Genomic DNA, 18,563 nt, shown 5'->3' with positions numbered 1-18,563 from the left:
AGTATTCACAAAGACAGAACTGACAAGTTAGGAGAGGAAGCGAGAAGATGATACGATTCGGGGTAATCGGGACCAACTGGATTACGGAGCGGTTTCTGCAGGCTGCCGCGGAGAATGACCAGTTTCAGCTTGCCGCAGTATATTCCCGGACCATGGAAAAGGGAGAGGCTTTTGCCGCGGAGCACGGATCTCCGCGGGTGTTCACGGATCTCGAGGCAATGTTATCGGACGGGGTTGTGGACGCGGTCTACATCGCCAGCCCGAACTCTTTTCACGCGGACCAGGCGATCCGGTGCATGAACCACGGCAAGCATGTGCTGTGCGAGAAGCCGATGGCTTCAAACAGCTTGGAACTGAAGCGGATGATCGAGGTGGCCCGCAGCAATGACGTGCTGCTCATGGAAGCGATGAAGTCCACGCTGATGCCGAATTTCAGAATCATGAAGGACAACCTGTATAAAATCGGCCAGATCCGGCGGTATTTTGCCAGCTACTGTCAATATTCCTCGCGCTATGACGCCTTTAAGGAGGGGACGGTGCTCAACGCCTTCAATCCCGAGTTTTCCAACGGTTCACTCATGGATTTGGGCATATACTGCATCTATCCGATGGTTTCGCTCTTCGGCCGGCCTGAATACGTGAAGGCGACAGGTATCATGTTGTCATCAGGCGTGGATGGGGAAGGCAGCATGGTGCTGCGCTATCCGGAGATGGACGCGGTCATCATGTATTCGAAAATATCCGACTCCTTCCTGCCCGCCGAAATTCAGGGTGAGAACGGAACGATGGTCATCGACCGGATCAACCAGCCTTATGAAGTGAAAATCCAGTACAGGGACGGCACGGTCGAGGACCTCACGCAGCTGCAGACCCATGAATCGATGTACTATGAGCTGGACGAGTTTATCCGGCTGATCGAACGCGGCAAACGCGACAGCAAGATCAATTCTTTGGAGAGCTCCCTCATCGTCGCGGAAATTATGGAGGATGCGAGACGCCAGATCGGTCTCAAATATGCGGCAGACGTATGGTAATGTTCGATCCGAGCATTTTCGACAACCTGAAGGTGGCGGTGGAGAACCTGGTCTACGACCTGGACAACCTTGACGGTGCGGTTCGCGTCACCGGCCGCGACGACCGGATGGAAATGTCGGTCATGTCGAGGGAATTTGCCATTCGGTTCGTGCGCAGCGGGAACGAAGCGGTGACCGCGGAGATCGGTCTCGCCGCCTCGCTGGCCGATTTGGCCGCGGAGCTGCTGGAGCAGAAGGAGGCACAGCCAGGGTGCACGATCCGAATCCGCTTTTATATGGAAGTCGGCCCGCAGGGCGAGGAATGTGCCGTCATCCAGAGCCTGCTGGAACAGCGGTGGCCGGAGCAGTCGGTGTCCCAGACGCTCAGCTGGCGCTATGGCGATGAGACGAAACGCTTGTCGAATACGGCGGAAGTCCGGTTTGACCGGAAAATCGACGAGGAACAGATGGAGGATCTGCCGGGGCTGCTGGAGCATGTCGTCCGGACCCTTGACGAACTGACCGCGCTGCTGGACCCAAAAGGAAGATAAAGTGGTATACCAGAGAAGCATTTCGTGCAAATGGAGGAAATTTGATGTATCCAACAAAGCGGCAACTAGAAAATTACGCGGAGCTAGCCGTCAAGGTAGGGGTGAACGTCCAACCTGGGCAGACCGTCGTGGTGATGGCGCCGATTATGGCCGCAAACCTTGTCCGGCTGATTTCGCTGAAAGCATACGAAGCCGGTGCTCACAATGTCTATGTGGAGTATAACGATGAGCAGCTGTCGAGGATAAAGTACCTGCATGGTCCGGAAAAAGCATTGTCGGAATATCCGCAGTGGCGGGCAGACGCCATGGTGCAGTATGCGCAAAGCGGAGCGGCATTCATTCAAATCTACTCTCCTGATCCGGATTTGCTGAACGACGTGGAGCCTGACCGCGTTGCAATAGCGTCCAAAACGGCCGCCGCCGCGTTGAACAAATACCGCAGCTATCTGATGGCCCACAAAAATGCCTGGACGTTATTATCGTACGCCACGACGGAATGGGCAAATAAGGTGTTCCCTGGTGAAGAAGAAAATTCCGCGGTGCAAAAACTGTGGAAGCATATTATTGAAGCGACCCGGATCGATCGTGAAGACCCGGTATCCGCATGGGGAGTACATAACGCAAGACTCGGCAAAATGGTTCAAATTTTGAATGACAAAAGCTACAGGCAGCTTCAATTCGAAGCGACAGGCACTTCGCTGACGATTGATTTACCCGAAGGCCACATTTGGCTTGGAGGCGCTAAGTATAACGAAAACGGGGTCCTGTTTAATCCGAATATCCCGACAGAGGAAGTTTACACGCTTCCAAGCAGGGACGGCGTCAACGGAACCGTGAAAAGCACGAAGCCGCTAAATTATAACGGCGTGGTCATCAATAATTTCACGTTGACCTTTAAGGACGGCAGAGTCAGCGAGTTTGCTGCCGAGGAAGGAGCCGAGGCGCTGCAGATGCTTTTGGATACGGATGAAGGAGCGCGGAGGTTGGGCGAGGTTGCACTCGTTCCTCACGACTCTCCGATTTCGAATTCGAATGTGATCTTTTATAATACATTGTTCGATGAAAATGCCTCCTGCCATCTGGCGCTCGGTCAAGCCTATCCGGTCAATCTTCAGAACGGCAAAGAAATGGATGCGGAGGAACTGCTGAACAAAGGCGCAAATCAGAGCCTGGTTCACGAGGACTTCATGATTGGCGCAGCCGATCTATCCATTGACGGAATAACGCGGGAAGGACGCAAAGAAGCAATCTTCCGTAACGGAAACTGGGCATTCTGACCATACCGGCTGCTTCTTACGCGTTTAGGCGAACAAAGAAACCGCCTTTTTGAGAAAGAGCGGTTTCTTTGCGTTCTGATTGGTACAATCTTAAGGTGACCTAATCTTGGGGTCTTCGCCATTCGGTCGTTTATTTCACTAAGAAAACCTGGAAAAGGAAAAAAGTTGGTCTATAAATTTCGCCATCATTTTGTCATAATTATCGTCAAAGAGGTTTCAAAATTGTCAATTTTGTTTATATCTCTTTATAAGCATGCTTATGCTTATTTTGGTATGTCAGGGGTCGGGCTACAGTTCCTTTAAGATATAAACACGATGGAGAGAAAAATACAAAAACCAGGCTGTACTACCATGGCAGGAGGCGCAAAATGAACAGAGTACAGAATGATGAGGAGTATTCTTATTTACAGCATGTGTACCAAAATGCTCCTTTTGGTGTTGCCGTGATTACCGTCCGGGGAGAATGGGTTCAAGCAAACCCGGCGCTCACCCGCATTCTGGGATATTCCTGGGAGGAACTTCAGAAACAGCGTTTTGAGAGATTGATTTACAGTGAAGATCTGGAAACCAATTTGAGCCAGGTGAAGACGCTTATTCAAAATTATCCCAAGCAGACTTCCGTCGAAATCGAAGGCCGCTACATCCGGAAAGATGAGAGAACCGTGTGGGCGGCCGTGCATATTTCCATTATGCCGGACGCGGAGGGAAATCCCGAGCATTACATAGTCGTTTTAAACGATATTTCCCATACCAAGGCTGCCGAGCAGAAGCTGCAGGAAACCGTCGAGCGGTATACCTCCCTAAAAAGATATAACCACGACGCGATCATTTCACTCGATTTAAATGGAAATATTTTGAATGCAAATACCCGAGCCGAGCAGATGACCGGCTGCAAGGTCAGCGAGATGGCGGGCAGGAGCATTGCGCGCTTTATCGGGGAGCGGAACCTGCAGCGGGTGTTGAAGGAAGCGCTGAACAATCCGACCGTAGAGCAGGATATCAAGACGCTCCGGCATAAGGACGGCCACATGGTGGAGGTCATCACGACGCTGGCACCCATCATCATCAATAACAAAAATGTGGGCTTCTATATCATTGCCAAGGATTTCACCGAGCAGCGGCAGCTCATTATGGCCAAGGAGCTGGCGGAAAGTACGAATAAAGCGAAAAGCGAGTTTCTGGCGATGATGAGCCATGAGATCCGGACGCCGATGAATGGTGTCATCGGAATGACGGATTTGCTGGAGACGACGACGGACCTCGACGATGAGCAGAAGGAATATATCGAAATTATCCGCAAGAGCGGTGAAACGCTGCTGGCCATCATCAACGATATTCTGGATTTTTCCAAAGTGGAAGCCGGTATGACGGAACTGCAGGAGGATATGTTCGATCTGAAGCAGTGCATCCAGGAAACGTTCGATATGGTGTCCGCCAAGGCGAGCGCCAAACAGCTGGAGATGTCCTTTACCGTTGAGGACGACATTCCGGAGATGCTCTTCGGGGACCCCAAGCGGATCAAGCAGGTTCTGATGAACCTCGTGGGCAACGCGGTGAAGTTTACGCTTCATGGAGGGATTACGGTCAGCGTCCGGAAGGTGTTCGAGGAGGACGAGCTGATTGATCTGGAATTCAAGGTATCGGATACGGGCATTGGCATTCCGGATAACAAGCTGGAAGCGATCTTCGAACCGTTCTCCCAGGTGGACAATTTCATGACCCGCAATTATGAAGGAACCGGGCTGGGGCTGGCCATCAGCAAGAAGCTCGTGAACGTCATGGGCGGCCATATATGGGTAGAGAAAAAGGAAGGACCCGGAACGACCTTTGTGTTTACGGTCCTTCTCAAGAACCGCCAGGAGCCTGAGCATGCCAAGCGCTGCGAACAAAAGGAAACATCCGACACCGATCCGCTCAATATTCTGATTGCGGAGGACAATGAGATCAACCAGATCGTGCTCCGCAAAATGCTGGAGAAGCAGGGCCATGCGGTGACCGTCGTCACCAACGGCCACGATGTGCTGCGGGAAGCCGAGAATACGAAGTATGACATCATCTTCATGGACGTTCAGATGCCTGGCATGAACGGTCTGGAGACGACCCGCAAGCTTCGGGCGACCCTGCCGAAGGATAGCTGTCCGATGATCGTGGCGGTCACGGCCAACGCGCTGAAGGAGGACCGGGATATCTGCCTCGGGGCAGGGATGGACGAATACATCAGCAAGCCCGTCAAAAGTCAGCCTGTTCTTGCTGTATTGGAGCAGGTCAAGCGAAAGGTTGGCAGCCGGCGGTAACGGCAGGGCGAAGATTGACCGCCAATCCTAAACGGCTTTTCGCGGAACCCAAAAAGACCGGCCATGGAGATTTCCTCCGTGGCCGGTCTTTTATAGATTTGCGCCTTATTTTAAATCGTAGGGAAGCTCGAAGGTCCACAGGTCCGTTCCGTTTTCCTTGGCATCCGGGTTGGTGACGCCAAAGTCATTGTCGTTCACGATGACCAGCGTATGTCCGTTCACCAGCGAGATGCCTTCGATTTTCTCGTTCGGATAGTTGAATTCCACCGCATCGAGCACGGTCCGCTTGAGCGGCGTCATAATGCCGGCTTGGCGAAGCTCGGACGGGCTCATCTGCTCCAGCGTTTTGCCGCTAGGTCCCGCCTCGTCATACTTGCCGAGAATGTTGGTTGCATCGGTCAGGTTGATGGCATAAATCCGTTTGAGCTGGGCGGCATCGCCGGCATTTTTGTCGCGTTCGTCGATCAGCAGCGTTTTCTCATCGATGACGTTAAGATCAGAAATGACGATATCGGATTGCTTCAGGTCCTTGAACTGGCCAGCGTCTTCAGTAAGATAGGCGTATTCGGCTACCGGTTTGAGAGTGGCCAGATCGATCTTCAAAATGCGGAGCGCCCGGGAATTATCGACGCTCTTGTCGGGATTCCGCAGCGGGCTCTGCATCGCCATGAACATCCACTTCCCGTCCGGGGTAATTCCGACCGCTTCTGCACCGCGGTTCTGGCGGCGGTCCAAATAAACGGCAGGCAGCGTATCCTTCAGCGGCAGCGCTGCCGTGTTCAGCTCGGAGCTGATCCCTTGGGGCGCCAAGCGCTGCACCAGCGTACCGTCGCGTTTTACCTGTACAAGGTAAGGGCCGTACTCGTCGGAGATCCAGAATGTATCGTCTTGTGGATTGTAGGCAAGCCCTTCAACATCAAGTCCATAAGGATCGTAAGAGATGACTTTCTGGGCGGTCGTCTCATAAGGGACCTCGTCCCGGGATTTTAGGTTCGGCAGTCCTGTAATCTTGCTGCTGCCCGTCACGGGATCTGTTCCGTTGATTTTGAGCGGAATGGTTTCCAGGACGGTGATTTTCCCTTGATCCAGCTGGATTTTATAAATGGACGGCGTATAGTTCGGCAGCGGGAACGTCCGGCGGGTCTCGCCGTTTACGTCGATTTCCCCGTTCGGGCCGCGGTCAGCCGTCGTATAGAAGACGTTATCCGGGTCGCCGGGGATATGCGCCAGCGAGGAGCCGATGCCAAATTTGATGCCCTCCGCCAGATCCGCATGATCCAACGTGTATTTACCGGTCAGCTTGGGCTTGTCCGTAAAAGAAGCCGTTTGGCGAACTTCGTCCCAGTCGACATACTTGCCGAGCAGGTTGCCGAGATCGCGGATCGGAAAATACAAGTGATCCTGCTGCTCAACGGCAGGGACGGACGGTGTAAATGACTGTCCATTAACGGAATACTTCACATCGGCCGGTGCTGCCGATGCGCTCTGAAGCAGGGCTGTGCCCCCCACGGACAAGGCCGCGAGGGCGGAAACGAACCATTTTTTTGTCATAGTGATGAACCCCTTCCCGAAGGATATGTATAAACAGCTTGTCTGCTTCAGTGTACGCTTGCAGTGTTAACAGATCATTATCGGAACGTCACCGCAGGGTAAAAGGGGGTAAATCTCCGTCTGCACGCAGCTTGGAGGAGCCCGGTGGAATCGCCGGGTTAGAAATCGCGGTCCGTTTTTTGCTACAATAGTACACAGGACTAGAATAAGCATTCTTAAAGAGAGTGGGGAATGAGATATGAACGTATCGGAAGCGATCCGCTCCAGACGGAGCATCGGGAAAGTGACGCAGGAGGAAGTGCCTGCCGCTTCCATTGAACAAATCCTGGAGGCGGGCACCTGGGCGCCGAACCACCGGATGACCGAGCCATGGCGCTTCTTCGTCCTTCGCGGGGAAGGACGGGATCTGCTCGGCAACGCATTGGCGGAAGTCGCTGTGGAGCAGGCGGGCGGACCAGGATCCCCGGAAGCCGAAGCGGCGGCGGAATCGGCCCGGCAGAAGCCGATGCGCGCTCCGGTTGTCATCGCTGTTGCGGTCACGCCGAAGGATCACCCCAAGGTGATTGAACTGGAGGAATACGGAGCGGTGTTCGCGGCGATCCAGAATATGCTGCTGGAAGCGCATGCCATGGGTCTCGGAGCGATCTGGAGAACCGGCGAGCCGACATACCACGCCAAGATGAACGAGCATTTCGGTCTTGGCCCGAACGACAAGGTACTCGGCTTTATTTATCTGGGCGTTCCGGCTGAAGGACAGGCGCCTCAAGGCAAACGCACGCCTTACCAGGACTTGACCGTCTGGGTGGACCGGGCGGATGCACTAAAGAAATAGAGGGTGGCTGAATAACGCGGCTGCTCTTATGCGGAAGAAGAGCCTGCGCGGCAAGCGCGGGCTTTTTTTTCGTGAAACGGGAAGGGAGAGCTGTCAAATGATGTTCCTTGAATTGAATTTCACTGCTTTACTTGACAACAGGGCGGTGATTGTTCAAAGCTAAGGGCAGAGAGGAGGCTTATGATGGATAAGCATTGGAAGGCGATGTGGATTTGGGGAGAGGGAGAGCCGAGCCCCCGGAATGAATGGAGATGCTTCCGCAAGACATTTGCCTATGAGGGGGACACGGGACGGCCCGTATCGCTCAGCATCACCGCAGACTCGCGCTACGTCCTTTTTGTAAACGGTTACCTGGCCGGCAGGGGAACGACGCGCTCTTGGCCGAAGGAGCAGATGTATGATACATACAGCATCGGGCACCTGCTGCGTCCGGGGGCTGACAATACGATTGCGGTGCTTGTCCTTCATTTTGGACTGGCCAATTTCTATTATCTCGCCGGGCGCGGGGGACTGATCGCCCAGGTGGAGTACGGGGACGAGGTGATCGCCGCCACGGACCGGACCTGGAGAACGGCCAGGCTGGCGGCCCAGGACAGCACTTCCCCGCGGATGTCTTGTCAGCAGGGATTTGCCGAAGTGTACGACGCCAGGCTGTGGGATGAGGCATGGAACCGGCCGGGATACGATGACGCCTCCTGGAGTGCCGCGTTGGAAATTGGCCCGGCAGGCACGCAGCCGTGGACGCGGCTCATTCCAAGGGACATCCCGTTCCTGACGGAAGAGAAGAAGTACCCGTCCAAGGTGATGTCTTTGGCCCACGTCAAGGCACCAAGGTTCACGGCCGCCATCGACCTGCGGAACCAGATGGTGAAGGACAGCATCACGCACGCCAACCCGGTAGGCTTTACCGGCCTATTGGCTGCGGTACTGGTCATGGAAGAGGACGGCGAAGTAGCCATCGGTTTTCCGACCGGAACGCGGGCCGACGATCTGTACGTAGACGGTATCCGCTGCATTCCGGCGCATGTGGATCAGCCGGAAACATACTACACGCTGACCTTGGGCAGCGGGAGTCATCTGCTGCTGATGGACATTACGTCGGGGGACCACGGCTCGGTGTTCCACATCGGTGTGGACAGCGAGGCGGCGTTTACGCTGCGGGCTCCACTTCACGCGGCACTAAATGAGGAGGGCAATCCGTTTACGGCCGTCGGTCCTTTCGATGCGGTTGAGTATATCGATTACAAGGACGGCCGGGAGCTCCGCAGGGACGATCAGGACTATTTACGGCTGAAGACGATCCGGACCGAGCAGGAGCTTCAGGGCTATGAACGCTGGACGCAGCCCGTGTCGAGACAACTGTATTCGGCCGTGGATGTATTCGGAGCCAGCGTGTGGCGGACGCTGAGCGAAAAACACCGGGTGCCGCAGGAACTGCAGTTTGCGGTGCTGCCGACGCAGAACTTCGCACAGCTCGAGCCGTTCCCCGATGGTGACTGCGAGATCGTGATTGATCTGGGCAAGGAGCGTTCCGGTTTTATCGGCTTCGAACTGGACGCGCCGGAAGGCACGATCATTGATGCGTACGGGGTCGAATACATCAAGGACGATTACCGGCAGCATACGTACGGCCTCGAAAATACGTTCCGTTATATATGCCGGTCCGGCCGCCAGTCTTACCTGTCGCCCGTCCGCCGCGGCTTCCGGTACTTGATTCTGACCATCCGCGAACAGCGTGGTCCGGTGAAGCTTCACGAAGTATACATCCGGCAGAGCACGTATCCCGCCGCCGAGATCGGCGCGTTCCGCTGCTCGGACGCCCGGCTGAACGTTATTTGGGACATCAGCCGCCACACGACCCGGCTGTGCATGGAAGACACGTTCATCGACTGCCCTTCCTATGAGCAGGTGTTCTGGGTCGGGGACAGCCGCAATGAGGCGCTCGTCAATTATTATGTGTTCGGCGTGACCGACATCGTCAAACGCTGTTTGCGGCTGGTTCCGGGATCGGCGGACATGACGCCGCTGTATGTGAACCAGGTGCCGAGCGCCTGGAACAGCGTGATCCCGAACTGGACCTTCTTCTGGGCCATCGCCTGCCGCGAATTTATTTCCCATACGAACGACACGGCGTTTGCGGCGGAAATCTGGCCGGCGGTTCAGCTGACGATGGAGGCCTACCTGGAACATCTGAACGGGGACGGACTGCTGGAGATGAAGGGCTGGAACTTCCTGGACTGGGCTCCGATCGATCAGCCTCGCGAAGGCGTCGTGACCCATCAGAACCTGTTCTTGGCCAAGGCGCTGCGCGATGCGGCGACCATTGCGGCAGCGGCCGGGCAGGAAGGGACCGCCGCCGCATATGAGGAAGCATCCGGTCAGCTGACGGAAGCCATTAACCGGCATCTGTGGTCCGATGAACGCCACGCCTATCTGGACTGCATCCATGCGGACGGCCGCCGTTCCGATACCTTCAGCATGCAGACCCAGGTGGTCGCCTACCTGTGCGGGGCCGCTTCCGGCGGCAGAAAAGCGCTGATGGAAGCCTATTTGAAGTTTCCTCCCGCGGATTTCGTGCAGATTGGCAGCCCGTTTATGTCCTTCTTTTATTACGAGGCGCTGGAGGAGGCCGGCCAGTTCGAGCTGCTGCTTGCCGACATTCGGGCCCATTACGGGCAGATGATCGATAACGACGCCACCACCTGCTGGGAGATGTACCCGAACTTCAGCGAAAACCGGGCCAATCCAAACCAGCTCACCCGGAGCCATTGCCATGCCTGGTCCGCGGCCCCGGGATATTTTCTGGGCGAATGCATTCTCGGCGTAAAACGGCTGGAGGACGGATGGAGCAGGGTGGCGGTCGCTCCCCAGCCGTGCGGACTAAGCTGGGCCAGCGGCATCGTTCCGCTGCCGGCCGGCGGCGAAATCCGCGTCCGCTGGAACGTTTCGGACAACCGGATGACGCTGCGCGTGGAGTCCCCCGCCGATGTGGAGGTCGAGGTGCGTTTTCCGGAAGGAATGCAGGGTGAGGTTGAGCTCGTATAGCGGAAAAGGATATCATTCAAGCATTTATGGTGAAGACCTACCTTATACGGCAGATGCTGTCGGTGAGGCAGGTTGTCCGTTCCCGGTACTTGGCTTGTACACGAAGGCTGCGGTTCAGCAGGGCTGTCCGCAGTCCTTTACTTTTTGTAACCTTTTTATATAGACAAGTTCTGTCAGGCATACATAGCAAACTTTGAAATCAGGGGCGGATTTTCGTAAGCGCGAAAAGTAACAGTCATTGAATCTACCATGCTATGATATACTGGTAATAGGTAGATTATGGATGTTCTGGAGGGAGTTATGGACAAACCTTTCGTTTTCATCGGCTCATCCAGGGAAGCCATTCCGATCGTGAATGCGGTGCAGGAGGAACTGGAGCACTACGCGGTCGTGACTCCTTGGCATAGAGGAGTGTTTCACGCCAACCGTTATACGATGGAGGACTTGGAAGCCCAGATCCAGGGTAGCGATTTTGCGGTTTTTGTGTTCCACCCTGATGACGTGACGCTCGTGCGGGGTAAGTTATATTATACAGCCAGAGATAATACGGTGTTTGAGATGGGCTTGTTTTGGAGTAAACTGGGGAGAGAACGGGTATTTTTTCTCGTTCCGTCGCATATTCCTGAGCAGGAGGATGAGGAGGAGGAACGGATTGAAGGCTTTAAGACGCCTTCGGATCTGTTCGGCATGACCACGCTCACCTATCAGATGAACCCGCGCAACTGGAATGCGGCCGTGGGCGTCTCGTGCAGTAAAATCGGCAGCATGATCGAGCATTGGGGCAGCAAACAGAGTGATCCTTACGATCTGCTCCGTGAATCCGAAGAGGAGAGGGACAGGCTGCTGAAGATTATCGGCTTTTTTGAGGAATTGAATCATAAGCCTACACTCGATACGGATATTTACAACCGGATCTGCAGGGCGCTGCGGCTGTCGTTTATTTCCACGCCGTATACGGTCAGCGGCACAGCACTTTTCAAAGCCGGGGACCGTACAATAAAGCAGGTCGGCAGCGACGGGGTTGGCGAAATCGGCTATGAATATTCCTTGGATGCCAATACCAACTTGAGACCTGGAGAAGAACCGATCCATGTGGTGGACGTTCACGCCAGTGGAAATGTGACATTTAGTCAACGAAATCGCAAATCGGTTGTGAAGGAATATATCTTGTGTTATCCTTTAGCGAGAAGATACGTGTTTACGGTCCACCTGAGGGGCTCCGTCCAGGTCACGGAGCAGATTTTTGAGGAGATATGTTATCTCAATAAAGCGTTACTGGATTCAATTCATGATTTATTAGGAGGGGAATCGTCATGAGTCAACGACACAGACCCACTTTTCGCAAATATGGTCTTAGGAGTACGGCGATCCTGCCTCTGAGCGGGCTGAAGAAAGTGGTAGCCCCGTCCGTTGACGGCCCAGACGAAACGTATACCGTTCTGTTCGAGAAGAAGGCGGAATACGGCAAACCCGTATACAAATAATGACGCTAGACCGCACTCCGTCAGGATGCGGTCTTTTTTATATGATCGGGCGGGATCGGATACTCCGGGCGGTGTCAACCACCTGATTCAACGTCGCGTAATCCTTGCCTTATCAGCGGTCCGGCTCATTTTATCACGTGGAGACGAGTTATTCATAGGGAAAACGAAGTGCCGGGCAGTTGGATGCCGCTCCAGCCGCTAACATTGCATTGGCCATATTCATTGTGACCCACCGCCACTACCGTGCCGTCCGATTTCAGGCCGAGCGTATGCTTACAACCCGCCGCGACGGCTACCATACCGCTCCAGCCGCTAACATCGCACTGGCCATATTCATTATGGCCCGCAGCTGTTACCGTGCCGTCCGATTTCAGGCCGATGGTATGATAACTGCCCGCCGCAATCGCCACAATTCCGCTCCAGCCGCTAACATCGCATTGGCCATGCTTGTTCAGACCCACAGCCGCCACCGTACCATCCGATTGAAGCCCGACGGTATGAAGGTAACCCGCAGCTGCCGCGACGATGCCGCGCCAGCTGCTAACATTGCATTGGGCATACCGATTGTTACCCACGGCTGTCACTGTGCCGTCCAATTGAAGACCCACGGTATGCCAGTCACCCGCCGCGACCGCAGCGATATCACGCCAGCCGCTCACATCGCATTGGCCTTCTTGATCTCGACCCACGGCCACCACCGTGCCATCCGATCGCAGGCCGACGGTACGGCGCCAGCCTGCCGCGACCGCTGCAATATCGCGCCAACCGTCTACGCTGCATTGGCCATGCTTATTCCAACCCGCCGCGACCACCGTACCGTCCGATTTCAGACCGACGGTATGGGCATTGCCTGTGTTCGCCGCCATATGAACATTACCGGCCGCAACCGCCACCAGATCATGCCAGCCGCTTACATCACATTGGCCGTATTTATTATCGCCTGCAGCCACCACCGTGCCGTCAGATTTCAGACCAACGGTATGACGAGGACCCGCCGCTATAGTTTGCCTAGGCCACTTGCTCACCTTTAACGCCGCTTCTTTCGATGTCATGCAATCCATGTCTACCTCCTTGAAAACAAGACTTAGGAAAGATTTATTTTTATAGCAGGACGCACGCCATAACCGCTTATGCTGTTATTCCCATAGCTGCGAATACTGCAGCCTGTCCCTACAAAATATGCGCGTGAAGGCTTGTTACCTTGGGTTCGCAGCCACCACCAGGAGCAGCCGGCTTCTTCGCCGTCCTTGAGGATATAGTTGTCTTTGTTCGATTTGTCATATACATATAAGCTGCATCCATCGGGCTTGTTCGTCTTGGCAAAATCGGTTCCAACCGCACGCCTCACATCCTTGCCGTGAACCCCGGATAAATTCTCTAGCTCGGCAACGCTAAGCAGAAAAACCTTGTCCTCCGTATCCGGGCAGCCTTCTCCGTTGTCCGTACAATGAGCCGTCTTGATGAATTGCTTTTCGGCGCCGCTAAATGCGGTGTTATAGAATTCATCGTTCAGCCACTCGCGCAAATCGCAGTCACGCCAAGTCCTTTCCGTGGATTCACGCCACCCCATATCCGCGTTCTTGCCGTGATACCTCCTGCAGTCCAAAATATACTCGCTCAAAACAAACAGCTCGCTTCCTGAATGATGAAGAACACGCCATTGAATTTCCAGTTCTTGACTGTCTGCAGACTGCGGATACGTGCCGAACGTAATGATATCGCCGGGCTTTAAGTTCCGGTGCGTAAAAGCTGAATGATCCTTTTCCATGAAGTTTTCCTCCCTCGCTTTTCATTTCAACTTCGATCATATAACATTCATGCAAGATTTCATTTGAAATGCCAGGAATCCTTGTGCGGAGGATCGTTGTCCCCTATAATATTGGTGCCGTACTTTATGGTTTGACTTTAAGGTAGATGCTTTAAGATAGATAACGAAAGGACTTGGCAGCCATGACTTTACCGATCATTGATATCGGCGTTAACCTGATGAATTCATCGTTCGACCGGGACCGGGAGGAGGTGTTGGCCCGGGCCGCTGAGGCGGGCATAGAGCAGCTGATCATAACCGGAACGTCCGTAGAGAGCAGTGAGGAGGCGGCGCACTACGCAAAGTCGTATCCCGGCAGGCTGTTCTCGACGGCAGGCGTTCATCCGCATGACGCCAAGGACTGCGGACCGGATACGGCGGAGCGGCTGCGGCGGCTGGCCGGGCTGCCTGAGGTGGTGGCGATCGGCGAATGCGGGCTGGACTACAACCGGGATTTTTCGCCGCGCGACGTGCAGCGCCGCTGGTTTGAGGAGCAGCTGCGTCTGGCGGAAGAGCTGGACATGCCGCTGTTTCTGCATGAACGGGACGCGAATGCCGATTTTGCCGCGATGCTGAAAGACCATCCGGCATTAATTAAGCGCGCGGTCGTGCATTGTTTTACGGGCAGCGCAGAAGAGCTGTACACCTACCTTGAGATGGGTCTGCACATCGGCATCACCGGCTGGATTTGCGACGAACGGCGGGGCGGGCATTTGCGTGAGCTCGTCCGTGACATTCCGCTGGACCGCCTGATGATCGAGACCGATGCGCCTTATCTGACACCGCGTGATCTGCGGCCGAAGCCGAAGGGCGGACGGAACGAGCCCGCTTTCCTGGCGCACATTCTCGGGGTTATCGCCGACTGTAGGGGGGAAGAGCCTGCGGCGCTGGCTGCGGCTACGGTAAGGACGACCCGGCGCTTTTTCGGAATTTAAGAGGCGGCATGACGCCGCTCTAACGCTGGACATCCCAGGACATCCCAGGACAGCCCCAGCGGGCAGCCGACCAGGCTGCCCTTTTTTAAGAGATAAGAAAGTATAAGTTTCGGAGCTTCTGCTTCCTGATCTCGCAAGAAAAACTTCCTCTAGACGCGGTCTGTCTTCTTTGAAAGTACGTCGTTAGACGTTTTTCTTATTACAGCAGATGTCACAACACGCTATAGATGCACTTCCGGCGTTCATGTATAATGTAAAGCGTCACGATGCGACATCTTTTTCTATTTTTAGACTCAAGGTGGATATAACGTTGAAATATTTGATCCAAAAAGGTTTTACGCTCCGGTTTACGATCAGCCTGCTTGTCATTATTGCGATCCTGCTTACGATGCTGACCAGCATCACTTCAGCCGTTCAAGTCAACCGCGCCTCCTTAATTGGCAATTATCTTCAGAATAACGAGCAGTATGCCAAAAAGCTGGCTTCCAATACGAACGAGCTTCTCGTTACGATGCAGCAAAATATCAATGCGATTGCCAAAATATCCGGGCGGAGCCAGGAGATGGACGCCCAGCTCTTTGACGATCTGTTTCAGGAGAATACGCAGTATTTCAACTCTATAGTCGTTGCGGACGCCAACCGCATCGTCAGGGCGCTCAGTCCGCATACGATCGGCATTGAAGTCGGGGATCAGCTGACCTCGGCCCAGAGCAAAATGGCGGTCTCCTTAAAAGCGCCCTTTATTTCGAACCCCTACCGGGCGACGACAGGGAGGTACATTATCCTCATTTCGGCACCAATCGTCGATGCATCCGGCGCTTATCAAGGGTTTGTCGGCGGAACCATTTATCTCGAAGATAAAAACGTGCTCAGCACGATGCTGAAGGAGCACTTTTTCGGCAACGGGTCTTACGTTTACGTAGTGGAGAAGAACGGGGCCATCATTTTTCATCCGGACAAGCAGCGAATCGGCAAATCGGTCATCAGCAATCCGGTCGTGAAAAACGTCCTGATGAAAAAAAGCGGGTCGCAGCGGGTGACGAACTCCGAAGGGGGCCAATTCTTTGCGGGTTACGCTTATGAACCGAGCAGCTCGTGGGGGATTATTTCCCAGACGCCGACGTCGGTCATTGACAAGCCGCTTCATGATTTGATCAAAAGGGTGCTTCTCGCCTCCCTTCCGTTCCTGCTGCTGATCCTCATTTTGGGATGGTGGGTGGCCAGCCGCATTGCCAAACCGCTCAATACGCTGGCTCAATTTTCCGACCAGGCCACACTTGGCTCGGTACGCCCGCAGAACGTCCCCGACATTAAATCGGCTTATTATGAGGTCAGGCTGCTGTCGCAAAGCGTCAAAATCGCGTTCCAGCACTTGAATCAGGATTTGACCCAGCTTCGGAACGAGGCGGGCGTCGACGAGCTGACCGGGCTGGCCAACCGGAGGACGCTGGATACGGTGCTGCAGCAGTGGACCGAGTACCATGTGCCCTTTGCGGTCATTTTAATAGACATTGACCACTTTAAGGAAGTCAACGATACCTATGGGCATGTGCTCGGCGATCAGGTGCTGAAGCACTTGGCCCAGCTGATGCGAAACGTGTCCTTGGAAGGGGATTTGTGCTTCCGCTATGGGGGCGAGGAATTCGGGATTCTGGTGCAGCGCAGCGGGCCGAGGGAAGCCGGCGTGGTGGCCGAACGCTTAAGAAAAGAGATGGAGAGAACCGCGAACCCGATCGGAGTGCCGGTGACGATCTCGGCTGGCGTAGCGGCATATCCCGAGCATGGACGCTCACCGCGCGATTTGATCCTGAAAGCGGACGAGGCGCTGTACCGCTCCAAGACGGGCGGACGCAACTGCGTCACGCTGTCGGGGGAAGCGAAGGTTACGCAGGTACGTGCGGGAAGGTAGCGAAAATAAAATCATTTCATCTTTTGGAAATTGGGAATTGTGTCCGCCGCGCTGTTGTGTTAACATGGGGATACTTATAATGATCGGAGGGTTCGAATTAGATATGTACTACATCAAATTCCGTTTTTTCACTTTGTGCCGCTAACTGAATAGTGCTCAAAGGCTCTGCCCCTGTGCGGAGCGAACGGGATTGGTCTGCATATCTTTTGGAACCCGATATATACGTGCCGAGTGTGCTCATTATTTGAGTTATGCCGGGTGTATGAGAGGGAGGGTGATCCACCCTCTTTTTGCTGTCTTCAGGCAGCCGTATGGCGTTCCTCATGCAATAACATAAAACCAGCCTGATTGGAGAATGCTTAGGACACCTTAAGCTTGACGGGCAGCTGTCATCGAGCAAGGGAGTTCTTCTTTTCCAGCGCTGATATATCCGTTCGCTTTAAACCACAGGGTACAGCCTGCGGTTTTTTCGTTTCATCGAACAATTCAAGCTAATTCGGAGGTAAAATATATGGAACCCATTCAACAAAAAGCGATATTAGTCGGCGTGAACCTGAACAACCAGCCCGATTTCGAATACTCCATGGAGGAGCTCGGCAATTTGGCCGAAGCCTGCGAGGTGGAGGTCGTTGGGCAGCTGACGCAAAATATGGAGCGCGTCAACAAATCCCATTACATCGGTACCGGGAAAGTCGAGGAACTGGGCGGCTTATTCCGGGGACTCGAGGCGAATCTGATTATTTTCAATGACGAGCTCTCGCCGTCGCAGCTTCGCAACCTGGAAGCGGATCTGGAGTGCAAGGTGATCGACCGGACGATTCTGATTTTGGATATTTTTGAAAAAAGGGCCAAAACGCGGGAAGCCCAGCTTCAAGTGGAGGTTGCTCAGCTGCAGTATATGCTGCCGCGCCTCGTGGGCCTGCGCGAGTCCCTCGGACGGCAGGGTGGCGGCGTCGGCATGCACAACCGCGGCTCAGGCGAAACCCGGCTGGAGCTGGACCGCCGCCGGATCGAGGAGAAGATCAGCGCCTTGAATAAGGAGCTGGAATCGCTGGTGTTTCAGCGGCAGACGCAGCGGAAGCAGCGGAAGAAAAACGAGCTTCCGGTCGTGTCGCTGGTCGGCTATACCAATGCGGGCAAATCGACAATCATGAATGCCATGCTGGAGGCCTATTCTGCGGCCGGACCGACCGGCGAAAAGGCGGTATTCGAGAAGGATATGCTGTTCGCCACGCTGGAAACGTCCGTGCGGAGCATACAGCTGGAGGATCATAAATCCTTTCTGCTCACCGACACGGTCGGGTTTGTCAGCAAGCTGCCCCATCATCTCGTCAAGGCGTTCCGGTCGACGCTGGAGGAAGTGTCCGAGGCGGACCTGCTCATCCATGTCGTGGATTACTCGAACCCGAAGTATGAGCAGCTGATCCGAATTACGGAGGACACGCTGAAGGACATCGGCGTTACGGACATTCCCACCATCTTTGCTTATAACAAATGCGATCTGGCGGGCGTGGACATTCCAGAGGTCAAGGAGAAAAGCGTCTATCTGGCAGCCAAGCCGAGAATCGGTATGACCGAGCTGGTGGATCTGATCCGCAGCTCCGTGTTCAAGGATTACGTCACCTGCGAAATGCTGATCCCGTATGACCGGGGCCAGGTGGTTTCGTATTTGAACGAGCATGCCAGCATCCACGCAACCGAGTATGAAAATGAAGGTACACGGCTCTCGCTGGAATGCCGGCTTCAGGACTTTGAGAAATATCGCGAATACGTTATAGAATAATGCTGAATTAAACGTCTATCGACGTACGTTCGCCGGAGACAGAAAGCATTGGTTCAGCTCCGCTGAAAATTTATGAATTCTA

Annotated in this window: 14 protein-coding genes; 11 read left to right on the top strand and 3 right to left on the bottom strand. The window is 54.4% G+C overall.

The window, feature by feature from the left end:
• The first annotated feature begins 47 nt into the window (after positions 1 to 47).
• The 4 genes from ABIE48_RS24705 to ABIE48_RS24690 all read left to right on the top strand — a co-directional run bounded on the left by ABIE48_RS24705 (position 48) and on the right by ABIE48_RS24690 (position 5,135).
• Positions 48 to 1,034: a Gfo/Idh/MocA family protein gene (locus ABIE48_RS24705; RefSeq protein ID WP_192717413.1), complete on the top strand. Its 987-nt coding sequence runs from the start codon at positions 48 to 50 to the stop codon at positions 1,032 to 1,034.
• Positions 1,028 to 1,564, top strand: coding sequence for a hypothetical protein (locus ABIE48_RS24700; RefSeq protein WP_354519830.1), 537 nt, complete (start codon positions 1,028 to 1,030; stop codon positions 1,562 to 1,564). The genes ABIE48_RS24705 and ABIE48_RS24700 overlap by 7 nt, the downstream gene beginning before the upstream one ends.
• A 44-nt stretch (positions 1,565 to 1,608) precedes the next feature.
• A complete protein-coding gene (locus ABIE48_RS24695; RefSeq protein ID WP_192717412.1) occupies positions 1,609 to 2,841 on the top strand; it encodes an aminopeptidase in 1,233 nt (410 codons plus the stop codon).
• 368 nt (positions 2,842 to 3,209) lie between these two features.
• A complete protein-coding gene (locus ABIE48_RS24690; protein ID WP_192717411.1) occupies positions 3,210 to 5,135 on the top strand; it encodes a PAS domain S-box protein in 1,926 nt (641 codons plus the stop codon).
• 105 nt (positions 5,136 to 5,240) lie between these two features.
• Here the strand turns inward: ABIE48_RS24690 and ABIE48_RS24685 are convergent, their stop codons facing one another.
• Positions 5,241 to 6,686 (bottom strand): esterase-like activity of phytase family protein, encoded by a 1,446-nt coding sequence (locus ABIE48_RS24685; RefSeq protein WP_192717410.1) that lies wholly within the window; start codon positions 6,684 to 6,686, stop codon positions 5,241 to 5,243.
• A gap of 238 nt (positions 6,687 to 6,924) precedes the next feature.
• Here ABIE48_RS24685 and ABIE48_RS24680 point away from each other — a divergent pair, with 238 nt between their 5' ends.
• The 4 genes from ABIE48_RS24680 (at position 6,925) to ABIE48_RS24665 (ending at position 12,047) form a co-directional block, all read left to right on the top strand.
• Positions 6,925 to 7,518, top strand: a complete 594-nt coding sequence (locus ABIE48_RS24680) for a nitroreductase family protein (protein WP_192717409.1) — start codon at positions 6,925 to 6,927, stop codon at positions 7,516 to 7,518.
• A gap of 183 nt (positions 7,519 to 7,701) precedes the next feature.
• Positions 7,702 to 10,563: a family 78 glycoside hydrolase catalytic domain gene (locus ABIE48_RS24675; protein WP_192717408.1), complete on the top strand. Its 2,862-nt coding sequence runs from the start codon at positions 7,702 to 7,704 to the stop codon at positions 10,561 to 10,563.
• Positions 10,564 to 10,863: 300 nt separating this feature from the next.
• Positions 10,864 to 11,880: a TIR domain-containing protein gene (locus tag ABIE48_RS24670; RefSeq protein WP_192717407.1), complete on the top strand. Its 1,017-nt coding sequence runs from the start codon at positions 10,864 to 10,866 to the stop codon at positions 11,878 to 11,880.
• Positions 11,877 to 12,047 (top strand): hypothetical protein, encoded by a 171-nt coding sequence (locus ABIE48_RS24665; RefSeq protein ID WP_163881768.1) that lies wholly within the window; start codon positions 11,877 to 11,879, stop codon positions 12,045 to 12,047. Before ABIE48_RS24670 ends, ABIE48_RS24665 begins: the two co-directional genes overlap by 4 nt.
• Before the next feature lie 152 nt (positions 12,048 to 12,199).
• Here ABIE48_RS24665 and ABIE48_RS24660 read toward each other — a convergent pair whose 3' ends face one another.
• Positions 12,200 to 13,108 (bottom strand): RCC1 domain-containing protein, encoded by a 909-nt coding sequence (locus ABIE48_RS24660; protein WP_192717406.1) that lies wholly within the window; start codon positions 13,106 to 13,108, stop codon positions 12,200 to 12,202.
• Positions 13,109 to 13,131: 23 nt separating this feature from the next.
• Positions 13,132 to 13,815: a DUF6273 domain-containing protein gene (locus tag ABIE48_RS24655; RefSeq protein WP_192717405.1), complete on the bottom strand. Its 684-nt coding sequence runs from the start codon at positions 13,813 to 13,815 to the stop codon at positions 13,132 to 13,134.
• A 182-nt stretch (positions 13,816 to 13,997) separates the two neighbouring features.
• Here ABIE48_RS24655 and ABIE48_RS24650 point away from each other — a divergent pair, with 182 nt between their 5' ends.
• From ABIE48_RS24650 to hflX, 3 genes are all read left to right on the top strand, one after another.
• On the top strand, positions 13,998 to 14,789 hold the full coding sequence (locus ABIE48_RS24650) for a TatD family hydrolase (protein WP_192717404.1): 792 nt from the start codon (positions 13,998 to 14,000) through the stop codon (positions 14,787 to 14,789).
• Between the two features lie 310 nt (positions 14,790 to 15,099).
• The gene (locus ABIE48_RS24645; RefSeq protein WP_192717403.1) at positions 15,100 to 16,698 is read left to right on the top strand and encodes a sensor domain-containing diguanylate cyclase; all 1,599 of its coding nucleotides are present in this window, start codon (positions 15,100 to 15,102) and stop codon (positions 16,696 to 16,698) included.
• A gap of 511 nt (positions 16,699 to 17,209) precedes the next feature.
• Positions 17,210 to 18,481, top strand: coding sequence for a GTPase HflX (hflX, locus tag ABIE48_RS24640; RefSeq protein WP_076173579.1), 1,272 nt, complete (start codon positions 17,210 to 17,212; stop codon positions 18,479 to 18,481).
• The last annotated feature ends 82 nt before the right edge of the window (positions 18,482 to 18,563 follow it).

The sequence above is a fragment of the Paenibacillus sp. OAE614 genome, assembly GCF_040546645.1.
GTDB lineage: Bacteria > Bacillota > Bacilli > Paenibacillales > Paenibacillaceae > Paenibacillus_AQ > Paenibacillus_AQ favisporus.
This window is presented reverse-complemented; position numbering and strand designations above follow the sequence as displayed.